22 protein-coding genes are annotated in these 23634 nt (G+C 55.9%); 13 read left to right on the forward strand and 9 right to left on the reverse strand.

Annotated elements, in window-relative coordinates; translation table 11 throughout:
• Window positions 1–91 precede the first annotated feature (91 nt).
• From FIV03_RS30195 to FIV03_RS30210, 4 genes are read right to left on the reverse strand one after another with little or no spacing between them, the layout of a single operon-like run.
• Window positions 92–1744, reverse strand: a complete 1653-nt coding sequence (locus tag FIV03_RS30195; RefSeq protein WP_152512444.1) for a hypothetical protein — start codon at window positions 1742–1744, stop codon at window positions 92–94.
• Entirely contained in the window at window positions 1741–2169 is a 429-nt protein-coding gene (locus tag FIV03_RS30200) for a GtrA family protein (RefSeq protein ID WP_152512445.1), read from the reverse strand. The genes FIV03_RS30195 and FIV03_RS30200 overlap by 4 nt, the downstream gene beginning before the upstream one ends.
• Window positions 2166–3455 carry a glycosyltransferase family 4 protein gene (locus tag FIV03_RS30205; RefSeq protein ID WP_152512446.1) on the reverse strand — a complete coding sequence of 430 codons (1290 nt, stop codon included), beginning with the start codon at window positions 3453–3455 and terminating at the stop codon, window positions 2166–2168. Before FIV03_RS30205 ends, FIV03_RS30200 begins: the two co-directional genes overlap by 4 nt.
• The gene (locus FIV03_RS30210; protein ID WP_173014029.1) at window positions 3455–5485 is read right to left on the reverse strand and encodes a nucleoside-diphosphate sugar epimerase/dehydratase; all 2031 of its coding nucleotides are present in this window, start codon (window positions 5483–5485) and stop codon (window positions 3455–3457) included. Before FIV03_RS30210 ends, FIV03_RS30205 begins: the two co-directional genes overlap by 1 nt.
• 1054 nt (window positions 5486–6539) lie before the next feature.
• Here FIV03_RS30210 and FIV03_RS30215 point away from each other — a divergent pair.
• From FIV03_RS30215 to FIV03_RS30230, 4 genes are read left to right on the forward strand one after another with little or no spacing between them, the layout of a single operon-like run.
• The gene (locus tag FIV03_RS30215; RefSeq protein ID WP_152512448.1) at window positions 6540–7160 is read left to right on the forward strand and encodes a sugar transferase; all 621 of its coding nucleotides are present in this window, start codon (window positions 6540–6542) and stop codon (window positions 7158–7160) included.
• Window positions 7157–8077: a formyltransferase family protein gene (locus FIV03_RS30220; RefSeq protein ID WP_152512449.1), complete on the forward strand. Its 921-nt coding sequence runs from the start codon at window positions 7157–7159 to the stop codon at window positions 8075–8077. Before FIV03_RS30215 ends, FIV03_RS30220 begins: the two co-directional genes overlap by 4 nt.
• On the forward strand, window positions 8074–8763 hold the full coding sequence (locus FIV03_RS30225) for a PIG-L deacetylase family protein (RefSeq protein WP_152512450.1): 690 nt from the start codon (window positions 8074–8076) through the stop codon (window positions 8761–8763). Before FIV03_RS30220 ends, FIV03_RS30225 begins: the two co-directional genes overlap by 4 nt.
• 11 nt (window positions 8764–8774) lie before the next feature.
• On the forward strand, window positions 8775–9971 hold the full coding sequence (locus FIV03_RS30230) for a DegT/DnrJ/EryC1/StrS aminotransferase family protein (protein ID WP_152512451.1): 1197 nt from the start codon (window positions 8775–8777) through the stop codon (window positions 9969–9971).
• Between the two features lie 102 nt (window positions 9972–10073).
• Here FIV03_RS30230 and FIV03_RS30235 read toward each other — a convergent pair whose 3' ends face one another.
• Window positions 10074–11165, reverse strand: a complete 1092-nt coding sequence (locus FIV03_RS30235) for an acyltransferase (RefSeq protein WP_152512452.1) — start codon at window positions 11163–11165, stop codon at window positions 10074–10076.
• A 907-nt stretch (window positions 11166–12072) separates the two neighbouring features.
• On the opposite strand from FIV03_RS30235, the gene FIV03_RS30240 reads away from it, so the two are divergent.
• From FIV03_RS30240 to FIV03_RS30255, 4 genes are all read left to right on the forward strand, one after another.
• Entirely contained in the window at window positions 12073–12342 is a 270-nt protein-coding gene (locus FIV03_RS30240; RefSeq protein WP_152512453.1) for a hypothetical protein, read from the forward strand.
• A 6-nt stretch (window positions 12343–12348) separates the two neighbouring features.
• On the forward strand, window positions 12349–13005 hold the full coding sequence (locus FIV03_RS30245) for a glutathione S-transferase family protein (RefSeq protein WP_152512454.1): 657 nt from the start codon (window positions 12349–12351) through the stop codon (window positions 13003–13005).
• 136 nt (window positions 13006–13141) lie between these two features.
• A complete protein-coding gene (locus tag FIV03_RS30250) occupies window positions 13142–13588 on the forward strand; it encodes a VOC family protein (protein WP_152512455.1) in 447 nt (148 codons plus the stop codon).
• Between the two features lie 266 nt (window positions 13589–13854).
• Window positions 13855–14292: a PACE efflux transporter gene (locus FIV03_RS30255; protein ID WP_152512456.1), complete on the forward strand. Its 438-nt coding sequence runs from the start codon at window positions 13855–13857 to the stop codon at window positions 14290–14292.
• A gap of 773 nt (window positions 14293–15065) precedes the next feature.
• Here FIV03_RS30255 and FIV03_RS30260 read toward each other — a convergent pair.
• Window positions 15066–15692: a YdeI/OmpD-associated family protein gene (locus FIV03_RS30260; protein WP_152512457.1), complete on the reverse strand. Its 627-nt coding sequence runs from the start codon at window positions 15690–15692 to the stop codon at window positions 15066–15068.
• 574 nt (window positions 15693–16266) lie between these two features.
• On the opposite strand from FIV03_RS30260, the gene FIV03_RS30265 reads away from it, so the two are divergent.
• Entirely contained in the window at window positions 16267–17028 is a 762-nt protein-coding gene (locus FIV03_RS30265) for a DUF1194 domain-containing protein (protein WP_152512458.1), read from the forward strand.
• Between the two features lie 304 nt (window positions 17029–17332).
• Here the strand turns inward: FIV03_RS30265 and FIV03_RS30270 are convergent, their stop codons facing one another.
• Entirely contained in the window at window positions 17333–17863 is a 531-nt protein-coding gene (locus FIV03_RS30270) for a dihydrofolate reductase family protein (protein ID WP_152512459.1), read from the reverse strand.
• Between the two features lie 460 nt (window positions 17864–18323).
• Between FIV03_RS30270 and FIV03_RS30275 the strand changes: the two genes are divergently transcribed.
• Both FIV03_RS30275 and FIV03_RS30280 read left to right on the forward strand, forming a co-directional pair.
• Window positions 18324–18692: a hypothetical protein gene (locus FIV03_RS30275; RefSeq protein WP_152512460.1), complete on the forward strand. Its 369-nt coding sequence runs from the start codon at window positions 18324–18326 to the stop codon at window positions 18690–18692.
• Entirely contained in the window at window positions 18689–18886 is a 198-nt protein-coding gene (locus FIV03_RS30280) for a helix-turn-helix transcriptional regulator (RefSeq protein ID WP_152512461.1), read from the forward strand. The genes FIV03_RS30275 and FIV03_RS30280 overlap by 4 nt, the downstream gene beginning before the upstream one ends.
• Before the next feature lie 149 nt (window positions 18887–19035).
• Here the strand turns inward: FIV03_RS30280 and FIV03_RS30285 are convergent, their stop codons facing one another.
• Together FIV03_RS30285 and FIV03_RS30290 are read right to left on the reverse strand one after the other, a co-directional pair.
• Window positions 19036–20361, reverse strand: coding sequence for a four-carbon acid sugar kinase family protein (locus tag FIV03_RS30285; protein WP_152512462.1), 1326 nt, complete (start codon window positions 20359–20361; stop codon window positions 19036–19038).
• On the reverse strand, window positions 20358–21626 hold the full coding sequence (locus FIV03_RS30290; protein ID WP_152512463.1) for a ribulose-bisphosphate carboxylase large subunit family protein: 1269 nt from the start codon (window positions 21624–21626) through the stop codon (window positions 20358–20360). Before FIV03_RS30290 ends, FIV03_RS30285 begins: the two co-directional genes overlap by 4 nt.
• A gap of 116 nt (window positions 21627–21742) precedes the next feature.
• On the opposite strand from FIV03_RS30290, the gene FIV03_RS30295 reads away from it, so the two are divergent.
• Complete coding sequence (locus FIV03_RS30295) at window positions 21743–22567, forward strand: phosphogluconate dehydrogenase C-terminal domain-containing protein (RefSeq protein ID WP_152512464.1); 825 nt, start codon at window positions 21743–21745, stop codon at window positions 22565–22567.
• A gap of 110 nt (window positions 22568–22677) precedes the next feature.
• Entirely contained in the window at window positions 22678–23616 is a 939-nt protein-coding gene (locus FIV03_RS30300) for a D-ribose ABC transporter substrate-binding protein (RefSeq protein WP_152512465.1), read from the forward strand.
• Window positions 23617–23634 lie beyond the last annotated feature (18 nt).

Genomic DNA, 23634 nt, shown 5'->3' on the forward strand with positions numbered 1-23634 from the left:
AAACACTGAAAACAACATCTTGGTGTGAAACGAAGTCAGCCCGACTGAAACGATCGCACTGACAAAACATTGAGAGCCACAGACCGGCGGCTCAGTCCTGGCCTCCCGTTGTTCGAACAAAAAGGCGGCCTTCTCCGTAACGGTTGCTCAGTTCGGCAACCGGAACTTCCAGGTAGTTGTTTGCCCGCACATACTCGAGCATCGGCGCTTCAAGGTCGGGGTCGTAGCCAACGAGGATGGCGGCCGGAGGCTGTTTGCCGAACAGATCTCCCAGACCGTCGGCACCGACCATCCGATAGAAAGCGGCAAGCTCGGCGTCCGTGTAGGGCGCGATCCGGTATGCGAACTGACCGGAAGCAAATTCCGGATAGATGCCGAGACCGGCCTCCATCGGGTAAAGCGGCATGAAGGTTGCCACAGGGCCTTCAGGCACATTGTGCGAGGCCAGCGCCTGCTGCAATTCCTGACCACCGCGAACCAGGCGCGCGGAGGTAAAGTCATCAGGTGTGGCAAGGCTTGCGAGCCCGGGCATAAGCCGCGGAAGCGTGATGACGAGCATGACAAACATGCTGGCAAAAAGAACCGGCACCACTTGCTGACGGTCCCGTGTTCCGATCTGCCGGTAAAACAACGCGCCAAGGATCGGAAGGCAGACCAGCGGCTGAATGTAATACTGCGGAAAACCGGGTGTCGGAACGAAGCTTAGAACGGCGGCAAGAGCCGTGACAGCGAGGACGACAACAATCTGTCCGAGACATTTGCCGTCCTGCCGTTCACCTTTGTGCCCTGCCCGGATCGACATCCAGAACAGGTAAACAAGCACTGTTGCAAGGATCAGCGAACCACCTGCCAACCAGGCTCCGAACGCAAGCTGCAACTTGCCGCCAAGCCCCATCGCCAGGCCGGGTTCGCTGGCGGCGTTCGCCGTCCAGTAGGCGATGTGCGGGCCGGTATGAAATGACAGAACATGCGCAAGAAAGAGCTGCGGATCGTCCAGCAGATACCAGAAGACGGGCAAGGCTCCGACCAGCCCGCCGGCGGCGAGCGGAAGGACAGTTCCGGTCAGGCGCGTGCGCAAGGAAATACGTGCCGGAAGCAGGAAGGCGGCAAGCGCGACCGGGGGAATGAAGACGACCGCACTGACCTTGCTGCCTGCTGCAAGCGAAAGGCACATTCCGGCAACGAAGATCAGGCTGGATCGCGGCCGCTGTTCCATGGTCTCGACCAGGAAAAGGCCTAGCCCCAGAACTGCAAACGGCAGCGGCAGCAGGTTGTTGGTCGCGGCCATACCGGCCTGGCCGAGCAACGGATCCGCGGCGAGAATGGCCACGGCCGAGAACAGCGCCAGCAGCCAGGATCGCGAGATGCGCAGCGTGGTCCAGACAATCGCAAGGATCAGCAGCACCCAAAGAAGAAAGACGCCTGTCCTTGCCGAGCCCAGCAAGCCCTGATCGCCGAAGACGATATGCATGGAGTGGAAGAACCAGGCGACATTCGGCACATGATTGAAGAAGACGTCCTGGTATAGCTGCCAGTCCGGCATATAACGCGCGGGGGGAACGAACATCATCTCGTCCCGCCGCAAACCGAAGGTCATCAGCCTGCCGTAAAGAGCGCCAAGCAGCACCGCGACACCCGCAACCGACGCCGCACTGACTGCAAGGCGCAGCCATTTCTGACGGTGTGCGGCATGTGAAGCCTGATCCACCGCGGCGGCCAATTGGTTGGACTGAAGGACACTCATTGCCGTGCGTCCTTTCTGCCCGTCCGCACGCCGAGGGCGCGGGCAACAAGAATATAGGACAGGGCCACGACAGGCGGCAGCGACAGGAGCTGGGCACCGAGCGCAGGTATCCCGGCGCCGGTCAGGACCGCAAGCAACAGCGCGTTGAATGCATAGGCCGCCACATAGGCGAGGCCGTAGAGCGGAAGTCTGCCAAAGCCGCTGACACCGAAAACAAACCGGGCATGGATGGAATAGTTCCAGATGACCCCGAGACCGAACTGTGCCACGAGAGCGACCTGCGGGTGCACACCTGCCAGGACGAGAATTGCGAAGACCCCGTATCCAAACGCCGTGTTGATTATGCCGGCGCCAAGAAAGCGCACGACCCGGGAGGTCATCAGGTCGGAGAATGCCGTGCGGGCCGTTGTGACGGACTGCGTCATGGGAGGGCTACCTCCGACACCTGACAGGCCAGTTCGGCTTCAGCCGGAGAACCCAGGCTGCGTGAGCCGGAAGCATATCGGACGGCTTCGATGCCCATGAGCTGCATCAGCCTGGCATTCACCCGGTGAATATCATTCTTGCTGCAAACGAGTGCCCGCGCAGCCGCGCCCATCTTTGCAGCCTGTGCCGGTGTTTCGATGAAGCTTTTCATCGATGCGGCGAGAGCCTGAACGTCACCGCGCGGGACGACGAAGCCGGAAACACCGTGTTCTATCGTCTCTCCGCACCCCGGCGCATCGGTGGTGATGACAGCGCGCCCGCAGGACATGGCTTCGAGAATGGAACGTGGAATGCCTTCCCGCAGCGACGTCGGAAGAACCAGCACGCTGCTCGCCTGAAGGAAGGGGACGACATCGTTTGTCGCGCCGCGATATCGCAGCAGTCCTTCGCTTTGCCAGGCGTCGAGCTGCTCTGGTTCGATCGCGTCGGGATTACTGTCGGTCGGGCCCAGGATGTCGAGCTCGAATTCGAGCCCCTGCGTCTTGAGGAGCTTGGCGGCTTCGGCAAGAAGAGCAAGCCCCTTGGACCGAAGCAGCCGCCCCACGAACAGGAAGCGGACGGGTCCCTGCGGAACAGGTGTCGCCGAAAAGCGTGCGGTGTCTACGCCTGAACCCGGAATGTCGTGAAGAGGCACCTGGTCCGGTATCAGCCGATAGTTCCGGATATCCCGGCGGTCCGCGCTATTGTAGCAGAAAGCCGCGGTAAGCTTGCGCAGTGCGATCCGGTGCAGCAATACGGAGGCGCTGCGGACATAACGCCTGCGTCCGGTTGGATGTTCTTCCATGAAGGCATATCCGAGCCCGGTGAACAGCGCGTAGCGGGACCGGATGCCGACCAGTTGTGCTGCAAGGCAGGCATAGACGATCGGCTTCATTGTATATGCGAGGACGAGTTCCGGCTTTTCCTCGCGAAGTGCACGAATGAGAGCCCAGAGGCTGACAAGATCGCTGAAGGGGTTCGTCCCCGTGCGTTTCATGGGAATTTCGCGATGAGCGATCCCGTTCTCGTCCAGAATTCTGGCGGTCTCTGCATCGATCTCGGCGGCGAAAGCGGTCACTTCATAGCCGTTTGCCTGGAAGCGCCGCATCAGATCCAGCCGGAAATTGACCAGCGAATACCCCAGGCTACCGACGATCACAGCCCGCCGGCGGCGCCCGGAAGACCCGGTCCCCGACTTGGAAGACACACTGACCGCGTAGTCCATATGGTTGGCAGAAGCGCTCATTAGCCAGTACTCAGCACTTCAGGTGCACCAACCGGCCGAAGAACGGCATGGGGCGGAATTGGCAACTTCACGGTCATTTCCTTCGCACCTGACCATGCAGCGCTTGCACCCACTTTGGCCGGCTCAACCGCGCACGATGTTTTTGTGCCGTAGCCAGGCACCAGGTCCCGAAGCAACTGGTTGACCAAGGACCCGTTCTGGCACCGTGCAGCAAGCTCCAGCTTCAGGATCATTGCCCGCAACCGCGCAATCGGAACGCCTTCCGGACGTGCGGCGCTGACACCGGGAATTCCGCAATCGGCGCGGGCTTCCGATTTGTCGAAAAGCTCTTCGAACAGCTTCTCGCCGGGACGCATGCCGATGAAATTGATCTTGATATCCTGGTGAGGTGTGAGACCGGCAAGACGGATCATGCGTTCTGCAAGATCGACGATCTTGACCGGCTTGCCCATGTCCAGGACGAAGATCTCACCCTGGCTGGTGTCGAACTTCAGGCCGCTCGCCGCAGATACCAGTGTCAACTGGACAGCTTCGCGGATCGTCATGAAGTACCGTTCCATCTTGGGATCGGTGATCGTGATCGGTCCGCCGTTTGAGATCTGGCGCTGGAACAGCGGTATCAACGACCCTGAGGACCCCAAGACATTGCCAAATCGAACAGAGAAGAACCTGGTGCGTTCTTCCGTCTCGTTGGTGATACGGTCTTGCGCCTGGACGTAGAATTCCGCGACGCGTTTGGTTGCCCCCATGACATTGGTCGTGTTGACGGCCTTGTCGGTCGAGATCTGTACCATTGCGAGAGCACCGATTTCGCGGGCCGCATCGGCAACGTTTCTCGATCCGACAACATTCGTCAGAACGCCCTCGCACGGGTTGAGCTCGACGATCGGCACATGCTTGAGGGCCGCCGCGTTGAACACCAGTTCCGGACGGTGCTGCCGGAAGATCGAGTTGACGCGGTCCGCATCGACAATGGAGGCCACATACATCCGCCGCGGCACATCGGGAAAATGCTGCGACAGATCCATATCGATCGAGTAGGCGTTGAATTCGCAGTTGTCGATGATCACGATCTCTGCCGGATGGAAGGACGCGATCTGCCGTGTAAGTTCGCTGCCGATCGACCCGCCGGCCCCTGTCACCAGGACCCGCCGCCCCTTGAAGACTTCGAACAGCAACGAGCGTTCCACGGCCTTTTGCGGCCGATCCAGAATGTCATCCGGATCCACGGTTCTCATGTTCTGCCCTTCGCCCAGATCTGGGGAACCAAGATCCTCCAGCCCGTGCAGCCTTGAAACGGTCACCCCATGTCCACTGGCCCAGACAGTCAGTTTCTGGATGCCGTCGCTGTCGAAATGGGTTGTCGGTTCGGTCAGGAGCAGCCGCTGTGGCAGTATGTTCCACTGCGAAAGCCGTTCGATCACGTTTTCAGGATCCCTCAGCGTTCCGATGATCTGGACGTCGTGGAAGTAGAGCCCCTGGGTGTTGCGGGCATCATCGATAATTCCGACCGGAAGGTAGCGGGAGCCGGTATTGCGCAAGGAACGCAGGAAGAGGTCGCAACTTGCGCCGGTTCCCACCAGAAGAACCGGAATCCTCGAATCCACCTCTTTCTCCTTGAGATGGCGGCTTTGACGGGTCAGCTCCCGGCCCCTGGCGATAACCCGCAACGCACCGAGCGCAGGCACGGCGAGGTAAAACTGAACGATCACGACAGGAATGGGAACGGAGGCTGTCACAAGGTTGAAACGTGACAGGATTGCAAGCGAAACGCTTGTGAGCAGGGCTCCCTTGAGCAGAACAACGATGTCTCTCAACGAAGTTGATCGCGTGTCCCGGCGGTAGAACCCGGCCAATGGGAAAATCACGAGACCGCAGACACATGCCAGCGCCGCAAATGGCAGTATCGCAGGCAATAACTGCTTTTGAGCCGATCCGGTCACCGTCAGGAGCACTGCAAGCGCTGCAGACAGTGTAATTGAAACGACGTCACCCAGGACAAGTCTGCGATTAGCTTTCAGCTCGGTCAATAATTGTTGGCACCACCGATTAATTTTCGGCCGGCTTTCCAAGACAGAGTGACCCGATGCTTTTATCCCAATCTTCGACGTCGTCTCAGAAGAATAAAAATCCGCCATAAGCAAACGCTCCGCTAAACACTTGAGGCACAAAAATAGCTGTGCCTCGCCGTCCGTTATTTTTTTAACGGACTGATTATTCTTTGTTTTTTGTTGCTGCGACGGTGGCGTATTTACAAAATGGAAAATAAATAAAACGATTCCCACTTCGTGAATGTAGTTTCGACAAATATTTTCAGTTTTTCCGAAGATTAGTCCCTTAAAAGGACATAGATCATCTAAAATAATGATCAGTTCTCAAAAATAAAATCTTCAGAGCATGAAAAAATGCCATACGTCACAGCATTTCATGTTAAATTTAGTCTTGCAATTTCAACCCAAGGTGTAACACATAACGCAAGGTTAATAAATAGTTTTTTTCCACAAATTTCTTGGGCGGATTGATCAGATGGCCTTTTTAGCGTTTCCAAACCCCCAAAAAATACGGAAAAAACAATTAAAATCAGCCAGTTCAGGATGCTGCATTCTGACAGTGCAAAAAACGTCATCGCCACTATCGCGGAGCCTGATTTATGATGAATTTGGTCCCTTCCTGTTGCCGTTCGAACCGCATTCGGACGACTCGTTTTCCCTCCCGTTAGACCTGCTGCCGGGGTGGCTGGAGCGGAGCGAGGGCGGCGGACAGACACTGTCCATGGAATTCTGTCAGGGAATTTCGAGGCGCCTCTGTAAAGGTGCTGTTCAATTCTTAGTCGGCTTCGGAGCAGGTAGCCCGTCCCTGCCCTTCCGTTGCTGAATTGGCGGCTCCGGAAAGGAATTCCCAGGGTGCATTCGGGTTGTTGTCCAAGCGCTTAAACAATGATGTGACTTCCACTTGTAAAATTTGGCTAGTGTGTCAATATTGCGAGGTAGATGCTTATCTTAGGTTCGTAGTTTTCTTTCTATTTTGGTTTTATTGGCCTTCAGAATCTTCTCTGTTTTTTAATTTCAGGAGCCAAGGATTCCGATGAACAGGTTTATTGAAATTTTATTGTGCCTCTGTGCGCTGGTTTTTGCATTTCCGTTTTTCGTGTTCGCGGCATTGCTCACAGTGCTTACCTTGGGGCGGCCGGTTTTTTTCACGCAAACGCGTGCGGGAAAAGGCGGCACGGTGTTTATCCTCGCCAAGCTGCGCACCATGAGCGATGCGCGCGATGCCGGCGGGAACCTGCTGCCTGACGAAAGACGCGTTTCCACGTCCGGAATTTGGCTGAGACGCATGCGGCTCGATGAGTTTCCGCAGCTGCTGTCAATCCTTCGCGGAGAGATGGCCCTGGTCGGACCACGCCCCTTGAAGCCTGAGACAGTGATGCAATTCGGGGCAGACGGGGTCCGGCGCGGGGCCGTGCGGCCGGGGCTGACCGGATGGGCCCAGGTGAGCGGTAACACGTCCTTGAGCAACGAGGAGAAATTGCGACTGGACCTATGGTACATCGCGCATCGCTCCGCAGCGCTCGATCTTCAGATTATCTTTGAAACCATCGGGGTTGCACTTTTCGGTGAGCACAAGAACGCGAGCCGGCTCGATGCCGCAAGCTCCTGGAAAGGTCTCGATAACGGGGCCGACAACAAACAGGTTTCCGCATGAAGACCGTCTTTGTGGGTGCGGTCGAAGGGTCTCTTGAAGCTCTTGCCGCAATTTGCGCCGCCGGTCACGCTCCCGCCCTCGTGGTGACACTGCCGCCGCAACTGTCCGGCCGGCACTCGGATTTTGCCGATCTCGCGCCGACGGCCAAAAAGTACGGCGTGCCGGTACACCACACCGCACGATCCGATAGCGAGGAGACGCTCAAGGTCCTTCGGGAAGTCGACCCTGACCTGATACTTGTGATCGGCTGGTCGCAGATCTGCGGTCCAGACTTTCGCGCGATACCACGGCTCGGCTGTATCGGGTTCCATCCCTCTGCCCTGCCGCGCCTGCGCGGCCGAGGTGTCATTCCCTGGACGATCCTCGTGGGTGAAACCGAGGCTGGCGCAACCCTGTTCTGGCTTGGTGAGGGCGTGGACGATGGCCCGATCGCAGCTCAGATGCGGTACGACATAGACCCGGAAACGATCACCGCTCGTGAACTCTATGACCGCGTCAGGAACGCAGTGTCGCAAATGCTGCCGCCCTTGTTGACCCGGATCCAGTCCGGCGAGGTGCCCTCCGAACCGCAGTCTGAAAACGGCGTAAGCATATGTGCGCGGCGGCGGCCGGAAGATGGGCTTATCGACTGGTCCCGCTCCGCGGCGGAGATCGATCGGCTAATCCGTGCCGTCGGTCCCCCCTATCCCGGAGCTTTTACGGAAACCTCTGACGGGGCCATGCTGACCGTGACCCGCGCCAGGCATTGCCCCCACAAGGGCCGTTACATCGGTCTTCCTGGCCAGGTCCAGGCGGTTGACGGTTCGGTATTTACCGTCGCATGCGGCGACGGCCAATGTCTTGAAATTCTCGAATGGACCGGCCCTGACCGGTGCCCAGGTCTTCACTCCAAATTCAGCAGTCGTGCAAAATCATGAATTCTCCAATTTTCACCGGCGACGGCCCGGCACTTGTAATCGCGCCCCATCCCGATGACGAAGTCCTGGGTGCAGGAGGCACAATTGCCCGTCTTGCGGATCAAGGCAGAGCGGTGCATGTCGCCATTGTCACACGCGGACGTCCGCCCAGGTTTTCAGCCGAGCAGATCCACAAGGTTCGCGAAGAAGCCGCAGCCGCGCACGCCCATCTGGGCATTTCGCAAACCCACTGGCTCGATTTTCCTGCCGCTGAATTGGCGGAGTATCCTCATGCCGATCTGAACGGCGGGCTGGGTGCGCTCGTTCGGGATCTCGACCCGACGCTGGTCCTGGCACCACATCCGGGCGACATCCATCTCGACCATCAGCTCTGCTTTCTGTCCACCCTGGTTGCCAGCCGGCCCCATCAGGCCCGGCACCCCCCTGTCATTGCGGCTTACGAAACTCTTTCGGAAACCAACTGGAATGCGCCGTACCTCACGCCGGCATTCGTTCCCAATGTGTTCGTGGACATTTCAGCAACGCTCGACCGCAAGCTCGAGGCTTTCCAGCTGTTCGCAAGTCAGGTTCGCGAGGCACCCCACGAAAGGTCGGTGGAGTCCCTGCGGGCGCTGGCCACCTTGCGCGGGGCGACCGTTCACCGTTCTGCCGCCGAGGGTTTCGTCCTTGTGCGTTATGTGGTCTGAGGAGAGAGGATATGGGCGGTTGGCCAGTCTACACTGACGAAGAGATCGATGCCGTTACCGGCGTCCTGCGGTCCGGCAAGGTGAATGCCTGGACCGGCCCGGACGTCTTTGCCTTCGAAACGGAGTATTGCGACTACACCGGCGCTGCTCACGCAATCGCAATGGCCAATGGTTCTGTAACACTGGACACCGCGCTGCGAATTCTCGACATTCAGCCGGGCGACGAAGTCATCGTGACCCCACGCAGCTTCGTTGCATCTGCCAGCTGTGTGCTCTTGGCCGGCGGCATTCCGGTGTTCGCCGACATTGATCCGGACAGTCAGAACATCACGCCGGAGACGATTGCCCCCCTCATCACCTCGCGTACGGTCGGCATCCTGCCCGTGCATCTGGCGGGCTGGCCCTGCGACATGGATGGCATCCTGGCCCTTGCCCGCGCCCACAATATCTGGGTGATCGAAGATTGCGCCCAGGCACATGGCGCGATGATCGGTGAACGGCATGTGGGTACACTGGGTGATTTCGGATCCTATTCATTCTGTCAGGACAAGATAATCTCGACAGGGGGCGAAGGAGGGATGCTTCTCACCGACAATCCCGAGCTTTGGTCTCGTGCCTGGAGTTTCAAGGATCACGGCAAGGGCTATGCCACGGTGTTTGAAAAAGACCATCAGCCCGGCTTTCGATGGCTGCATGATTCAGGCCCGGGCACCAACCTTCGCATGGCGGGGCCTTCGGCCGCTATCGGACGCATACAATTGTCGCGGCTCGCGGAAACCCGCGCCCACCGGACGCGCAACGCCTTGACGCTTGCCGAGATCCTCAGCGGGTCGAGTGCGTTACGGGTTCCCGTTCCGCCTCAATCCCTCACCCATGCCTATTATCGCTTTTACGCCTTCGTACGCCCGGAGGCCATGGCCGACAGCTGGTCGCGCGACCGGATCCTTGCCGAAATTGCCGAAGCGGGTCTGCCCGCGTTTTCCGGAAGCTGTTCCGAGATCTACCGAGAGGCATTGTTTCGCGATCGCGGGCTGGGGCCCGACAAACCGCTTCCCGTTGCCAAGCAGCTGGGCGAGACAAGTCTCGCTTTCCTCGTGGATACCACGTGGGAACAGGAGCGGATCATCGAGCTGGCCGAAAAAGTCGCTTCGATCGCTGACCGATCGCTTGCGGTGTCGCGCAAATCACCCGCAAAGGCCCCCGCCTGAAGCAACCAGCCAGCGTCATGTCGAACAACCCAGATTGGCGATAAGGCCATCAATTCCTCGGGTTCACATGCGGTCCAACGTTGATTGGCGTTTGCCACGTTGTCAGGCGTTCTGAACCCTTCTGTTCCGGTAGATTTTCTGTCCGAAGAAGATTTGGTACGGCAGTCGCTCGAGTATCAGATAGGAAAAGTGCGAGAAGATTGATGTAAGAATAAATACTACCGCACCAAAAATTAGAAGGGACACAAAAATATTGTCGCCAAACAGGCCGAAAGATGAGAAAATTTGCCGTGTAGCGAAGTATATATACGGATGAACCAGGTAGAAACTGTAGCTTATTGTTCCGAAGAAGAACATGATCCTGTTGTTCAGTAATTTTCCGGTCAGGCTGTCTTTCGAAGCCGCAAAAAAGAAGTAGGTCGCGGTGGCCAGGACCAGGAGCGCCGGGGCGGGTATGATGGTCGGATAGGCCTCGTAGAACTCGTACGTCCGAAACTTGAAGTCCCACGTGGAAGCCAGATAGACCCAGACGAGAAACGAAATGGCCTCAAGTGTTTTCGTGTACTTCAGACCGCTGGTGATTTCGCTCCTGTACATCCAGTAGATGGCGGCCCCGGACAGAAAAAACAGCGCCTTCGGATAGTAGTAGGTAAACAGTACCGGTATCGCCAGGGATGCGATCTTCCAGACGATGTTCATTTTTCTTGTCAGGAAAAAATACGTCATGCAGGCCAACGTATAAAACATCACTTCATAGGTCAGGCTCCAGGCGTTCGGGGCAACCTGCTTTGTTGTTGTGAACAAATCCAGGAAGGTCAGGGAAAACAGGACTGACTCAAAGTTGTTCAGTTCCGGGTATCTGTTTGTCACGCCATTCAGGACGGCAAAAAACAAGGTCGACACGAGAAAGAGCGGATAGAGCCTCAGAAGGCGCCTGAGGGCAAACTCTGACGGAGAATACCTCATCACGCTCGGCAGGATGACAAACCCGCTGATTACGAAAAACAGCATGACGCCAGATGTGCCGAAGTTGTGAAACGGCACAATCCCTTCAACATATCCCGGCCTGTCATTGTAGATGTGTTCGGCTGTTCCACCGAGAATATGAGCGACCAGCACCATGATCGACGCAACGCCGCGCAGACCGTGTACGGAATAGTTGAATTGCGAACTTTGCGGCGAAGTGGAATTCATAGCGGACCATATTTAATTTTCGAAAACAAAGGTGATTAACGTCCATTGTCAGCCCTGGCTGGTCTGAAACGACGTGGCTGCTCGACATTCAAAAAGTACAATCAGAAGTCTTGTATCGAGCCTACTCGGCATATTTGGTCGCAGGTATCTCTTCGTTATCGACGACCGTGCGACTGCTAACGTTATTTTCAATTTCAAATTAGTATTTCAAAAATATTATCGAAAACAATAGCATTGTCAATTTCGATTTGCCTGATGGTAGATCTCATCAAAGGCGGTGCGGTCTCCTCTTCAAAATTGCTTGAGGAGGCGTCTCTTTCATTTTTGTTGACTTTAGAGCATGTTGCGCTGAATCGGTTTGTATAGGGCGCTCTTGAGCAAGCTGGTACATTGCCCGTTTCGTGATTGACAGCAATCATGGCCAAATGCGTTACAGCAGTCTTGGTACGTACATTGCGCCGCTAATTTCTGATCAATCACGGTGCTCTCTACTACACGGGATGTGTTGTCCTTCCACCTCTCGTGGTTCATCGCGTTGATCTGGACGACGATAGCGGATTCGAGCCGGTGGCAAAGCTTTGGGGGAAAAGGATGCAGGCGCGGTATTAGGTCCGCCGATCCCTTGCCACCTGCAAAGTGCAGGCGATTGCCTGAACCCCAGCATGCAACTTCTCCTTCTCTTGGGCGAAGAACACGCGAGTGGCTTCTCTCTTTTAATGGACAATGAAGAGCGTGACCTTGCAGGTCTCAACTTCAAGGGATCACCAGCCACCGTCTAAGGTGACAAGTCAGCGGAAGGTGTTTGCAATTTGAACAGTTTCGGCCGAATAGTCGCTTTTTAATACGTTCAGTTGTTTTTTAATACTAAGTCTATTATCCTTCGAAGACGCACGATAGTCCTCCCACTTTGTTTGGCGAAACAATCGCGGAGTGGGGAGGCAAAAAGAGTGACCTTCACAAGGAAAAAGATCCGCCTGAAGTAGATCCAAGGTCGAGGAAAACACCTGCGAGCAGTGCCAAGGTCGACGGTTTGTTGCCTGGCAGATTGCTTTTTGTCTACGGAAAGAATGCTTCTGCAAAGGCGATGGTAGAAATGTCCGGATTGATATTGCCGCTAACGAAACGGCCGCTGGATGCAGCCAGCATTTCGCTTGGAATGGACGAACACCGGGAGTGAAATGGAATGAAACTGTTCTTCAGCCGAAATCCCAATCCTCGATTGGCGGTCGCGGTGGCTCGCTATCTCGACGCAAATATCGAGTTCGAATTTGCCTCGCCCCTCGCCTCTGGTGAGGCTGAGCGATTTCTGCCGCTAAATCCCAATCTGTTGTTACCCATACTCTCAGACACGGGAAAAAGTCTTTGGGAGACCGATGCAATTGCCTGCCGGCTTTCGCGCCGCGGACGTTCGAATTTCTGGCGCACCGGCGACGACGAACCGGAGATGATCCGTTGGCTGAGCTGGAGCAAGGAGAACTTCGAGAAAGCTTGCGATATTGTTCATTTCGAACGGGGGACCAAACAGCGCTACCGGCTTGGTCCGATTGACCCGAAGAAAATCGAGGAAGGTCTACGCCTCTTCCGCAGGTCCGCGACAATTCTCGAAGTCGAACTTTCTCAACGCGATTGGCTCGTCGGAAATTCGGTTTCCTATGCCGACTTCCGAATGGCGGCGTATCTGCCCTTCAATGATGTCGCAGGACTGCCGATCGAAGACTATTCTTCCATCGCTCGTTGGTATCAGCAGCTCGAAGAGATCGCTGCCTGGCGTCACCCCTTCAACGGCCTGGATGCACCCCCATTGCCGTCTATCGATCTGGCAGTACATGCAGACGCCTGAAAATGAACCTCTTCCGCGATACCAACGAACGTGCCGCCGTTGCGCTTCTTGAAAGACAGGAGCAGCTCAGTTTCGCAATTCCGGGCTCGGCGTCTCGCGGGGAGCACCTGGAAACACCATTCGAAAGGAGACAACCGTGAAAATCGTTACCAGTCTAAGCTTCCGGGGCCAGTGTCGTGAGGCTTTTGAGTATTATGCAAAGGTACTCAACGGGAAGATTACAGCCGCCATGCCTTATGCCGATGCGCCTCCAGGCATGCCCATCACCGATGAGACGTACAAGACCTGGCTGATGCACTGCTGGCTGGAAGTTGGTGACCAGGCGCTGATGGGTGCCGACATGGACACCGGATGGGCGCCCGGCATCGACAAACCCAAAAACGGCTTCGATGTCACGCTGCATACCGAAGACAAGGCAGAAGCGGAACGTTGGTTCGATCGGCTTTCCGAAGGCGGCAAGACGGTGATGCCGTTCGCAGAAACCTTCTGGTCTCCAGGTTTCGGCTCTCTGGTCGACCGCTTCGGTATTCCGTGGATGATCAACGTCATTCCATCGGCTGATTGGCGCCCGCAGCAGGGTTGATCTGCAAGACGCTCTCACATGATGCACTTTCGAAGAATTTGCACGTAACGCCCTAGGGAGACCGATGCCAATTAAACGCCGAACTCGAGCAACCAAGACTTCTCAAGGCCGAATTTGATGGGTGACCGTCTCAGGTCCAGTAACTTTCAGGGGTCATCGATCCAACTTGAAAAGAGTGTGCTGGATTTCTATATCGGCGCGTTGAGGACGACCTCATATGTGGAAATAACAAAGCGGGACGACCCGCAACCATTGTTGAGGTTTCAATGCGGTCCCCGCTCGATCGTCTTCGCCAAGCACTAAGCTTCGAAATTATCGCACTCGTCCTGGCCATCCCGCTCGGAACGGTCGCCTTTGGCGTGCCAATGCATGATGTTGGCGTCGTCGGCGTTGTCAGCGCAACCATCGCGACGCTCTGGAACGTCGTCTATAATTTCGTTTTCGACGTCACCTACAAGCGCCTTACGGGCAAGACCCTGAAGACGCTCATTGTGCGCATCATCCATTCGATTTTCTTCGAGATTGGTCTGCTGATCGTTCTGATGCCATTCATTGCCTGGTATCTGGGTGTGTCCCTTTGGCAGGCTCTGGTAATGGATCTGTTTTTCGTAGCGTTCTACCTGGTCTACGCTTTTGCCTTTAACTGGGCTTACGACAAGCTCTTCCCGCTACCCGAGTGGAGAAATCGGCCCGTTTCCAAATAGAGGCAATCGAGGACAGGCGAGCCGGTGCGGGCCTGAGATAGTTTCAGTGCCATGGTGAAATTCTATTGGGTGCCAGAAACCGTCCGACCGCAACAGTGTGATCGAATTGGCGTCATAAACCGCCGAGAGACCAGCGCGTGGCATGATTTTTCTATTAATCATGTAAGTCTTACTGTTTATGACTGTTAAACACATTGTGGTCTTAGCTAATTGAAAAATCACATCTATTTGCCGTCAGTTCTCTTTGAAGGTGCAATAAGTGCAGCACTGTAGGGTCTTTGATTGGACGAATTTTACAGAAAATTGCTGAACTTTGACGTTTCTGACCGTTTGAAACTGAACAAATACGTTCTTGCGCGACATCTTGGATATTCCTGGACGTCCGTAACAGTTCCAAACCTGTGGCCGCACGGCAAGATAGAGAAAGTGAGGCACTTTCTGGGTCGCAATTACAAGCCGATCGCAATTGGCGACCGCAGTTGCTGACATATTCGCCTGTAGGCTCAACAATTACGGCGGCTTAACAGTCGCCTATGGAAGAGTGCAGGTTTCAAAAATAAGGTTGGAAGGTGCTGGCGCCTTGCCAAGTCCTCGGCGAGGCTGGAGAGTTAGCCCGCCTAGGCGTCGAGGCGGTCCCACTCAGTACGCCCTCGGCACTATTCGCTTATGCATGGAGGAGCTTGAGGAAACGCTCCAAATGTGAATGGAGCTATCCAAACTCAACATTTGCAAAGGAGCCAGTTCAGGCCCCTAATTCTCGTTGGCCGCACATTCTAACGTTCCATGGCGCCCTTGCCGGCAATGATCTTGTGGCGGAACTTCTCGATTCGAGCGACTCGTGTTGCGGACTGTTTGGCCTGGTTAAGATTGAACATGTAGCTTCTTTGCCGACCCGGCGTGAGCGCATAAAATGCATCGGCCAGCTCCCGGTCCGTTTGCAGGGCCTCAGCCAATTCATCCGGCATGTCAATTTCCGTTCGTACCTTTGGTGGCTTCGTGCCTTTTTCCGCATGCTCCATAAGTTGCCGAAGGTACGCGCGTATCACTGGTTCCATCTCTTCAACCAGGGCTACATCGGCAAAGCGGATTATGCTCGGTGTACGAGCGTTCGGTCCCTGTGGTTCAAGCACATTTTCCGTGTCATTTAGGAGACCGGCGTTCATGAAACTCAGACGAAAATCGCTGCGAAACGCCCCAAAAATCGCTATGTTTCGGCCAGCGTGCATATAGGTGGGATGCCCCCACTTGACGGTTTCTTCCAGTTCCATGTCAAGGCAGATACGGCGCAGTTGCCTTAGACCGTCAATCCAGGGACGGGTTGAACAGTCAGGCGTTTCAAAGCGTTCACAACGACCACAGCCCTTGGTAAAAAAATCCTCCGGATCCGTGATCATCGGCATCGGTCGCCAGCCCTCTTGCTTGCATTCTTCATTTTGGGTTTGCGGCCAGCGTTAGTCCATGACCTGTTGATATGGTCGGAAACTCTCCGCGGGAGCATATCAAAGGTTGTGGCCATGAAAAGACCATACCGCTTTTCATGGCAGGTTGCCACCGCTTGCCTGGTGTCAGGGAGCCGTAATTCCTCCGACATACCCCCGTGGAAACTCCACTGTGAGTGGGGCTTCATTTAGGCGGGTTCACAGCATGGTCGTCACATGGGACGATGTCTTGCTGGCTGCAGTCGGTTCGACAATATCAGGCTGGGTGTTCGGAGCTTTCCATTGATCTGAAGACGAGTTGTTGGCGACAAGCAAGTGATCAACCCCACGGACTTAGAGACCCTTGCAGATATCTCAAGCCATTCACCATTTTGTGCGTTGAAACAACTGCCGTCGCTCCATCCAATGATCTCCTGACAGGGAAGCCAAAAGTGGAGTCCGCATTTCTGGTCAATTGAACGGATTTCAGCGCGAGAGAGTCGACGGGCTACCAATTGCCGTCTCTCCGGTTTGTTTGCGTGGCAAGGAGGGTGTCGTGCGCTTTATCGCCTCAAGTTCATTGCTGCTTATGGTACTTGCCGTCTTTGCAATGGCACCGCGAGCATCGGCACAGAACAAGTCGCACTTGAACCTGGTGCTGGCCGTGGATGCGTCAGCCAGTATCAATGATCAGGAATTCGAGTTGCAGCGAACCGGTATTGCGATCGCGCTTCGGGATCCGGATGTGCAAGCAGCGATTGTTCAAGCGCCCGGCGGTATCAATTTAGCAATCGTGCAATGGGCAAGCATCAGGCACCAGGCGGTTGCGCTTGAGTGGACGCGTCTGCGCGAAAAGCAGGACATCGACACTCTGGCGACAAAAATCAGGAAAATGCCTCGCATTCTCTCCGGCGGCAACACGATGATCCACGCCGGTGTTGAATTTGCCGGGAAGATGCTCAAGGAGGCTCCCATACCTGCGGTGCGTCAGGTTATCGACGTCTCCGGCAATGGTCACGCCGATGATGTGCCGATGCTTGAAAAAGCACGTGACAGACTGATCGCCCAGGGTATCGTCATAAATGGTTTGGCTATTGAGGAAGACCCGATCGATGTTGCCCGACATTTTCGACATCATCTCATCGGCGGGACAGGAGCATTTGTCATAACCGCGCAGGATTTCCCTGATTTTTCCAGAGCGATGCGGCTCAAGTTTCTACGCGAGATCGGCTCGCCAGTCGCCGCAAACGGTTCTGCTACCGATAAAGGCTTGTACCTATCCAGGCTTAGCAGGCATGGCGCACCTGCGGACCAATGAAAGCTGGTCCTTTTTGTCCAGCGCGGTCAAAGGTGCTTGCGGGGCTCCCGTTCAATATGGTGATTGCTCTGGTGCCAGTATTGGTTCGTTCGTCCGCGGCGAGCAAGCACCGCAGGTCTGATGCCAGCCCAGGAAATGATGGACCGTTCATGGTGTAACCTGCCCGTCCCCAAAGCGTCCCCCCCGAAAACGGGCAGTCGGATTCTCCTGAACAGATCTCAAGACCGGACATTTGTAGAATGCTGAAAAAACGGCTGCGAAGCGGACAATCCAATGACCTGTCGGATTGTCCGCTTTTTGAAGGTCACAGGACCGCAAATTCCTCCAGAACATACCCATTCACATAGGTTTTTGTATTGATCCGGGACATGCTCAAGGCGGGAGTATTGCGGCCGAACAATCCGATGCCATTCCCTAAGATACAAGGCGCGCGCTTTAGGATAAGCCTGTCAATAAGTCCTTGTTCGAGCATCCATCCTGCGAAATCTCCTCCGCCGCACAGATAGAGAGGGCCGCCAGAGTCGTGCGCCAGTTCCAGAATTTCTTCACGCAGCGGGGTTGGGCGAACAGATATGTTCGCTTCCGCAGGCACTTGAAGCGTGTCAGAGAAGACAATGGTTTTCATGTGCGTATAGGGGTTCTGTCCTGCTTCAAGGCCGAACCTGTAGCCAAACTCATAGGTTTTTCGGCCCATGATAGCCGTTTTATAGCTGCGAAGCCGCCCGGCATAGTCTTCCACGACGGGGCCGTCCTGGGCGAATTTCGAGATATCTCCAGACCGGCCGCAAATAAAACCGTCAAGTGAGACAGCTACGTCATAAATGATGGGATGCATTTGATGCTCCTGTGCAAGAATTTCCAATGATGTCCACGGGCGTCGACAGGGTTGGAAATTACTTGATCACTGACAGGGCGCTCCTTTTGCAGGCTCCCTGCGTAACAGGGAAGTGTTTCTCGGTCAACTTTGTGGTGTGTCCAATGCGGAACATCCAGCACAACGCAGCATGAGACCTTACGGGCTCGGAGCTGACTTGCGGCGGCGCAGAGTGCCTAACCCTGTCTTGGTGCGTGCCTGGCAGGCACAAACGGCCCACAGCGGACCTTCGCCAGGTTCGGCCCCGCTGCGGCGTAGCTTCTCCAAACCGGCCTTTCGTAACATCGCGCAGCAAGATCGGAGCGCTGGAGGTCAACAGTGCGGACACAATGGCGATCCGCATGATGTGTAAAGCACGCTTTACAATCACGGTCTCGCCACCTATAAGTAAAGCGTGCTTTACACGAATGCGGAGACAAAAATGCGTGGGTTGCTTCTTCTCTTGGTCGGATTGGCCACCTACGCTGCAATGCTGATCGTTTCTCAGTGGGTTATTGCGGGCGGTATCGAGAGCAAACCGGCCGGCATTCTGATTGCACTTAGCCCGATGTTGCCAGCCGCGTTCATTTGCGGAGTGATTATACGCAGCATCCGGCGCCTGGACGAAATGCAACGCAAGCTCCAATTCGAGGCTCTTGCGCTGTCATTTGCAGGAACTGCTTTGATTACGTTCGGCTATGGCTTCCTTGAAGGTGCAGGGTTTCCGAAGCTCTCCATGTTTGCAGTGTGGCCTTTGATGGCTGCAATATGGTTTGTCGGCGTCATGATCGGACGGTTGCGCTTCAAATGAACAACCGTATTCAGGAGTTTCGCCAGCAGAGGGAGTGGTCACAAGCCGACCTCGCCACCCGTCTTAAAGTCTCGCGACAGACAGTGAATGCCCTCGAACGCGGGCGCTATGATCCCAGCCTTCCGCTCGCATTCAGCATCGCACGGCTCTTCGGCCTGACAATCGAAGAGGTCTTTCAGCCGGACGAAGAGTGAAAAACGAAGGTCGGATATGGGTTACCGGCCAACCTTTGTTGCGGTTGAGCTGAATGACGGTAAAGCGGCCCCAATTCGGTCATTCAGATATTCTCGAACGCTCCCCAAGAGCAGACGTTGCGAATAGATTTGCCTTCCTGTCTTGGTCGTCAGCGCTTGAACGTGCCGTCTCGAAGATCTGCAAAATAGCTGTCATTTCCGATCTGGCCGCCCTTTAGCGCAATTTCGAGTTCTGATCCTCCGCGGGTATGCGCGGTGCACACTGGCGAACCGGGTGTGGTCGGGATCGCTTGCCGGAGTGTCAGGGCGAAAATGTCCAGCTCCGCCAGAGCGTGGCTTGATGTGTCACCACCGGCAACGGCAACACGCTCGAGACCATGCCGGTCCTTGAGGGTAGCCAGCAGGCAACCGAGGGTTTTGCCGACCTGATCGAGGTTCAAGGACCCTGTTACCTCTTCGGTGGTTTTACCTTTTGCAGTGTACAGGATCGGACTTTGGCCGGTTTCGAGTGCCTCGGAAGCGATCTGCAGCACGCGTTCGAATTCCTGCTTGATGCCGTTGCCGGTTGCCAGTGCATTGAAATCGACTTCGATGCCCCTGAAGCCCAAATGTTCCGCGGCTTCGATTTGGCGCGCGGTTGTTGGTGAACAGCTACCAGAGACAACTGCGATACGGGACTTGGACGTCAGAGGCGGAGATGGTTTCGGCGGCTGCAGCAGGCCAAGTTCGCGCCATTTGTGCAAGAGGGCGTATTCAACGCCGGACGAGCCGGCAATGAATGGACCCAGATCTTGCCTGCTTTCTTCGAGATAACTTCCCGCGGCCACCTGGGACAGGCTGTCGTAAACATCTATCAGGAGATTGGGGTTGCCCGCCTGGCCGATATTCGGGACATGGCCGGGCTTGGCGGCGATGGAACCGTCCAGCGGGGTCAGGCATTCAAAGGGCAGGTTCGTCTGTCCTGACAGGTGTTTTACCAGGTCAGCTTCGTGCATCGGCGTTGCCGGGTGCCTGCTCATCACGGGATGCCTGTCTATTCTGTAAACTTCATCCCGATAAGCCGCGAACAAATTGCCGAAATAGGTGTAGCGCCGAAGCTGGGGAGCCCCGACTACAACAGCTGTCCGTTTCTGGCTGAACGTTTCCAAACCGATTTCCAGGGCACGGCCAATGGAGCCCTTTTCCGGCGAACTGTCGAAGGTCGAGCAGGTCTTGTAGTGGCAGAAACGCGCATCGAGCGTCCACAGCCAGGAGAAAATCGCCGGTAGGTGCTCCGACATCCACTCGGGTGTCTGGCTACGGCTGATACCTGCCAGGCCGACCGCACGGCAATGCTTGAACTTTTCGAGCTGTTTTTCGCCGGGGATAGACGTGAACAGGACGGTTTCGACGCCTCCGGTTGTCAGGGCTTCCATCACGTCCGTCGATCCCGTGAAATCGTCACCGTAATAGGAAATGAAAAGATCGCCTGTCATTTCCTTGCTCCGGTGCCGTCTTTTTTGCCGAACAGGTCCAGGGCCTCGGAAAGTTCCTTGTGATCTTTTGCAAAAACATGTGCCGGAATTCCGCCAACGGCGGCCTCTGCAGCCTGTTTCAGGCTGGCGACACCGCCGGCAACACCGCCGGGGTGTCCCATGATCCCGCCCCCGGCACAATAAATAAAGTCGGTGTGCCCTACGGACCGGCAGGTCTCTTCCATTTGAACCGCTGTCTGACCCGACGAGAATACCGGCATCGCCTGATATCCGCGTTCTCCTGACAGGGGATCATCGAGAGAGCGGGCGTTTTCGACAACCGTGGTGTCGGCCTCCGTGAACTTGTTCGCGATTCCGTTGACATGCAGATGATCCGCTCCGGCAAGCCTCCAGAACTTTTGCCAGACACGAAACGAGATGCCGATATCCGGCGATCTGGAATAAATGCCCCAACCGTTTCTGTGGCAATGAAGTGGAAGATCAACGTGCCGCCGGATGGCGGTGAGTCCCGTGAGACCAAGTGAAAACAGGCTGACCATCGCACAGGTGCCGCCGGCCTGTTGCAGGAGGTCGGCATTACGGCGCATCACGTCCAGCTCGTCGGTGATGTTGAAGGCGTACATCACCTTCCTGCCGGTGCGGTCCGCATGCGAATTGATGACTTTCATGACTTCGTTCAGGCGATCCTCGAACGGGCAGTGAGGTCCGTTCGCCTGCAATTCATCATCCTTGATGAAATCGATTCCACCGTCGGCGAGTTTTGCGACAAGAGACGCCGTTTCGGCAGGTGAGAGACCGACGCTTGGTTTGATGATCGTGCCGATCATCGGCCGGTCCCTGACACCGGCAAGCGCCAGAGTTCCCTGCCGGCCGTAGGCCGGACCCGGATACGCCATGGCGAATTCTTCAGGAAACGAAATGTCCGTCAGGCGAAGCGCGGACACGTCTGCCAGTTCGAAAAGGTTGCCGGCAACGGTTGCCAGGACGTTGGGAAGGGATGTGCCCATGTTCTCGAGCGGCCAGGAAAGAACGACCTCGCCGCGCGTGTAGGTCTCCGCACTGATCCGGCACGGCAGCGAGGGAACCCTGCTGCTCGATGTTGCCGTGATCCGCTCGACCCTTGCCCCGGAGAGCTCTTTTAACCGGTTTGTTTCACCCGGCAGCTTCAGGAATGTTCCCGAGGATTGTTCACCTGCGATTACCTCGGCGGCCCGCTCCAGAGTTGTCGGTGTTTCAAGATCATATGTTGCAAAGAGCCTCCCCATTCCCGTCCTCTGTCCTGTTCCAGGTTGCGCATTGCTTATATGACTATCAACTTATCATACCAGTTGACAACATGATTTGTATGTGAATTTATTTGCGCAACAAATTTGGAGGACACATGAAAATCGCTCTCATCGGTGCGGGGGGAAAAATGGGAGTGCGGCTCTCCCAGAACCTGAAAGGCTCCCGTTTCAACGTTGCCCATGTGGAAGTCAGCGATGCAGGCAGAGACCGGCTGAAGGCGGAAGTCGGCGTCGACTGTGTCGACGTCGACGCCGCGCTTGAAGACGCACGTGCGGTTATTCTTGCTGTGCCGGACACTGCGATCCGGGCGGTGGCGAAAGGCATCATCGACAAGCTTGCGCCAGGAACGATGCTGATCGCACTGGACGCAGCTGCCCCTTTTGCGGGGCACTTTCCTGAGCGCAAGGACGTGACCTATTTCGTCACCCATCCCTGCCATCCGCCGATATTCAACGATGAAACGCAATTGCCTGCGAAACGCGACTATTTCGGCGGTATTGCTGCCAAACAGGCGATCGTGAACGCCCTCATGCAGGGTCCGGAAGAGGACTATGCAATCGGGGAGGAGATCGCGAAAACCATTTTCCAGCCGATCCTGCGTTCGCACCGGGTCTCGGTGGAACAAATGGCGCTCCTGGAGCCGGGCCTGTCCGAAACCGTCTGCGCGACCCTTCTCGTTGTGATGAAGGAAGCAATGGATGAAGTCATTCGGCGAGGGGTCGACCCCGTGGCGGCCCGAGACTTTCTTCTGGGACACATGAACATTCTTGGAGCAGTCGTCATGGAAGAAGTCGACGGCGTCTTCTCCGATGCCTGCAACAAGGCCATCACCAATGGCAAGAAACGTCTCATGCGAGACGACTGGATCGGCGTGTTCAAGCCGGACGAAATCAGGCAAAGCATCCGGCAGATCACCTGATTGAGCGGTTCGCCATCTCGTATGGCGAACGTTCAGATTGGTGCCGTCGGGGTCTTGGAGGGACCCCGCGGGACCTGGCACGAGATTGAACCTATTGTTGGGAGGACAACATGAAATTCACGAGACGAATCCTGCTTGCCAGCGCTGCTGTTGCAGCTACCCTGCTTGCACCCGCTTATGCTTCCGCAGCCGACCTCATTGCAATCATCACACCGTCGCATGACAATCCGTTTTTCAAGGCGGAAGCCGAAGGCGCGCAGAAACGTGCCGAAGACCTCGGCTATGACACACTCGTTCTGGTCCACGATGACGATCCGAACAAGCAGAACCAGCTCTTCGATACGGCAATCGCCCGTGGTGCGAAGGCGATCATCCTGGACAATGCCGGTGCGGATGCGACTGTCGCTCCAGTCCGCCGCGCGAAAGAAGCCGGCATTCCGTCGTTCCTGATCGATCGCGAAATCAAGGAAACAGGCATTGCCGTTTCCCAGATCGTCTCCAACAATTACCAGGGAGCACAGCTCGGCGCGGAGGAGTTCGTCAAGCTGATGGGTGAAGAAGGCAAATATGCCGAGCTGCTGGGCCGCGAAGCCGACACCAATGCCGGAATTCGCTCTGCAGGTTATCATGATGTGATTGACCAGTACCCCGATCTGGAGATGGTTGCCCAGCAATCAGCCAACTGGAGCCAGACCGAAGCCTACGAAAAGATGGAAACCATCCTTCAGGCCAACCCCGAGATCAAGGGTGTCATTTCAGGAAATGACACCATGGCCATGGGAGCCTGGGCGGCTCTCAAGGCAGCCGGGCGGACGGATGTGATCGTTGTCGGTTTTGATGGCAGCAACGACGTACGCGACTCCATTCTGGAAGGCGGCATCAAGGCAACCGTGCTGCAACCAGCCTACCGGCAGGCCCAGATCGCAGTAGAGCAGGCAGACCAGTACCTGAAGACGGGATCGACCGGTCAGGACGAAAAGCAATTGATGGATTGCGTCCTGATCAATGGTTCGAATGCAGGTAGCCTTGAGACTTTCGCGCTGAACTAGGCCCTGTGTCACACTGCG

The organism is Labrenzia sp. THAF187b (assembly GCF_009363375.1).
Lineage (GTDB): Bacteria > Pseudomonadota > Alphaproteobacteria > Rhizobiales > Stappiaceae > Roseibium > Roseibium algicola.

Bases quoted from the DNA above. Each gene is read 5' to 3' on its own strand.
- FIV03_RS30230 (WP_152512451.1), top strand. From the start codon at position 8,775: ATGGGCGGTTGGCCAGTCTACACTGACGAAGAGATCGATGCCGTTACC.
- FIV03_RS30245 (WP_152512454.1), top strand. From the start codon at position 12,349: ATGAAACTGTTCTTCAGCCGAAATCCCAATCCTCGATTGGCGGTCGCG.
- FIV03_RS30225 (WP_152512450.1), top strand. From the start codon at position 8,074: ATGAATTCTCCAATTTTCACCGGCGACGGCCCGGCACTTGTAATCGCG.
- FIV03_RS30200 (WP_152512445.1), bottom strand. From the start codon at position 2,169: ATGACGCAGTCCGTCACAACGGCCCGCACGGCATTCTCCGACCTGATG.
- FIV03_RS30195 (WP_152512444.1), bottom strand. From the start codon at position 1,744: ATGAGTGTCCTTCAGTCCAACCAATTGGCCGCCGCGGTGGATCAGGCT.
- FIV03_RS30300 (WP_152512465.1), top strand. From the start codon at position 22,678: ATGAAATTCACGAGACGAATCCTGCTTGCCAGCGCTGCTGTTGCAGCT.
- FIV03_RS30220 (WP_152512449.1), top strand. From the start codon at position 7,157: ATGAAGACCGTCTTTGTGGGTGCGGTCGAAGGGTCTCTTGAAGCTCTT.
- FIV03_RS30205 (WP_152512446.1), bottom strand. From the start codon at position 3,455: ATGAGCGCTTCTGCCAACCATATGGACTACGCGGTCAGTGTGTCTTCC.
- FIV03_RS30275 (WP_152512460.1), top strand. From the start codon at position 18,324: ATGCGTGGGTTGCTTCTTCTCTTGGTCGGATTGGCCACCTACGCTGCA.
- FIV03_RS30215 (WP_152512448.1), top strand. From the start codon at position 6,540: ATGAACAGGTTTATTGAAATTTTATTGTGCCTCTGTGCGCTGGTTTTT.
- FIV03_RS30295 (WP_152512464.1), top strand. From the start codon at position 21,743: ATGAAAATCGCTCTCATCGGTGCGGGGGGAAAAATGGGAGTGCGGCTC.
- FIV03_RS30280 (WP_152512461.1), top strand. From the start codon at position 18,689: ATGAACAACCGTATTCAGGAGTTTCGCCAGCAGAGGGAGTGGTCACAA.
- FIV03_RS30270 (WP_152512459.1), bottom strand. From the start codon at position 17,863: ATGCATCCCATCATTTATGACGTAGCTGTCTCACTTGACGGTTTTATT.
- FIV03_RS30235 (WP_152512452.1), bottom strand. From the start codon at position 11,165: ATGAATTCCACTTCGCCGCAAAGTTCGCAATTCAACTATTCCGTACAC.
- FIV03_RS30285 (WP_152512462.1), bottom strand. From the start codon at position 20,361: ATGACAGGCGATCTTTTCATTTCCTATTACGGTGACGATTTCACGGGA.
- FIV03_RS30290 (WP_152512463.1), bottom strand. From the start codon at position 21,626: ATGGGGAGGCTCTTTGCAACATATGATCTTGAAACACCGACAACTCTG.
- FIV03_RS30260 (WP_152512457.1), bottom strand. From the start codon at position 15,692: ATGCCGATGATCACGGATCCGGAGGATTTTTTTACCAAGGGCTGTGGT.
- FIV03_RS30255 (WP_152512456.1), top strand. From the start codon at position 13,855: ATGCGGTCCCCGCTCGATCGTCTTCGCCAAGCACTAAGCTTCGAAATT.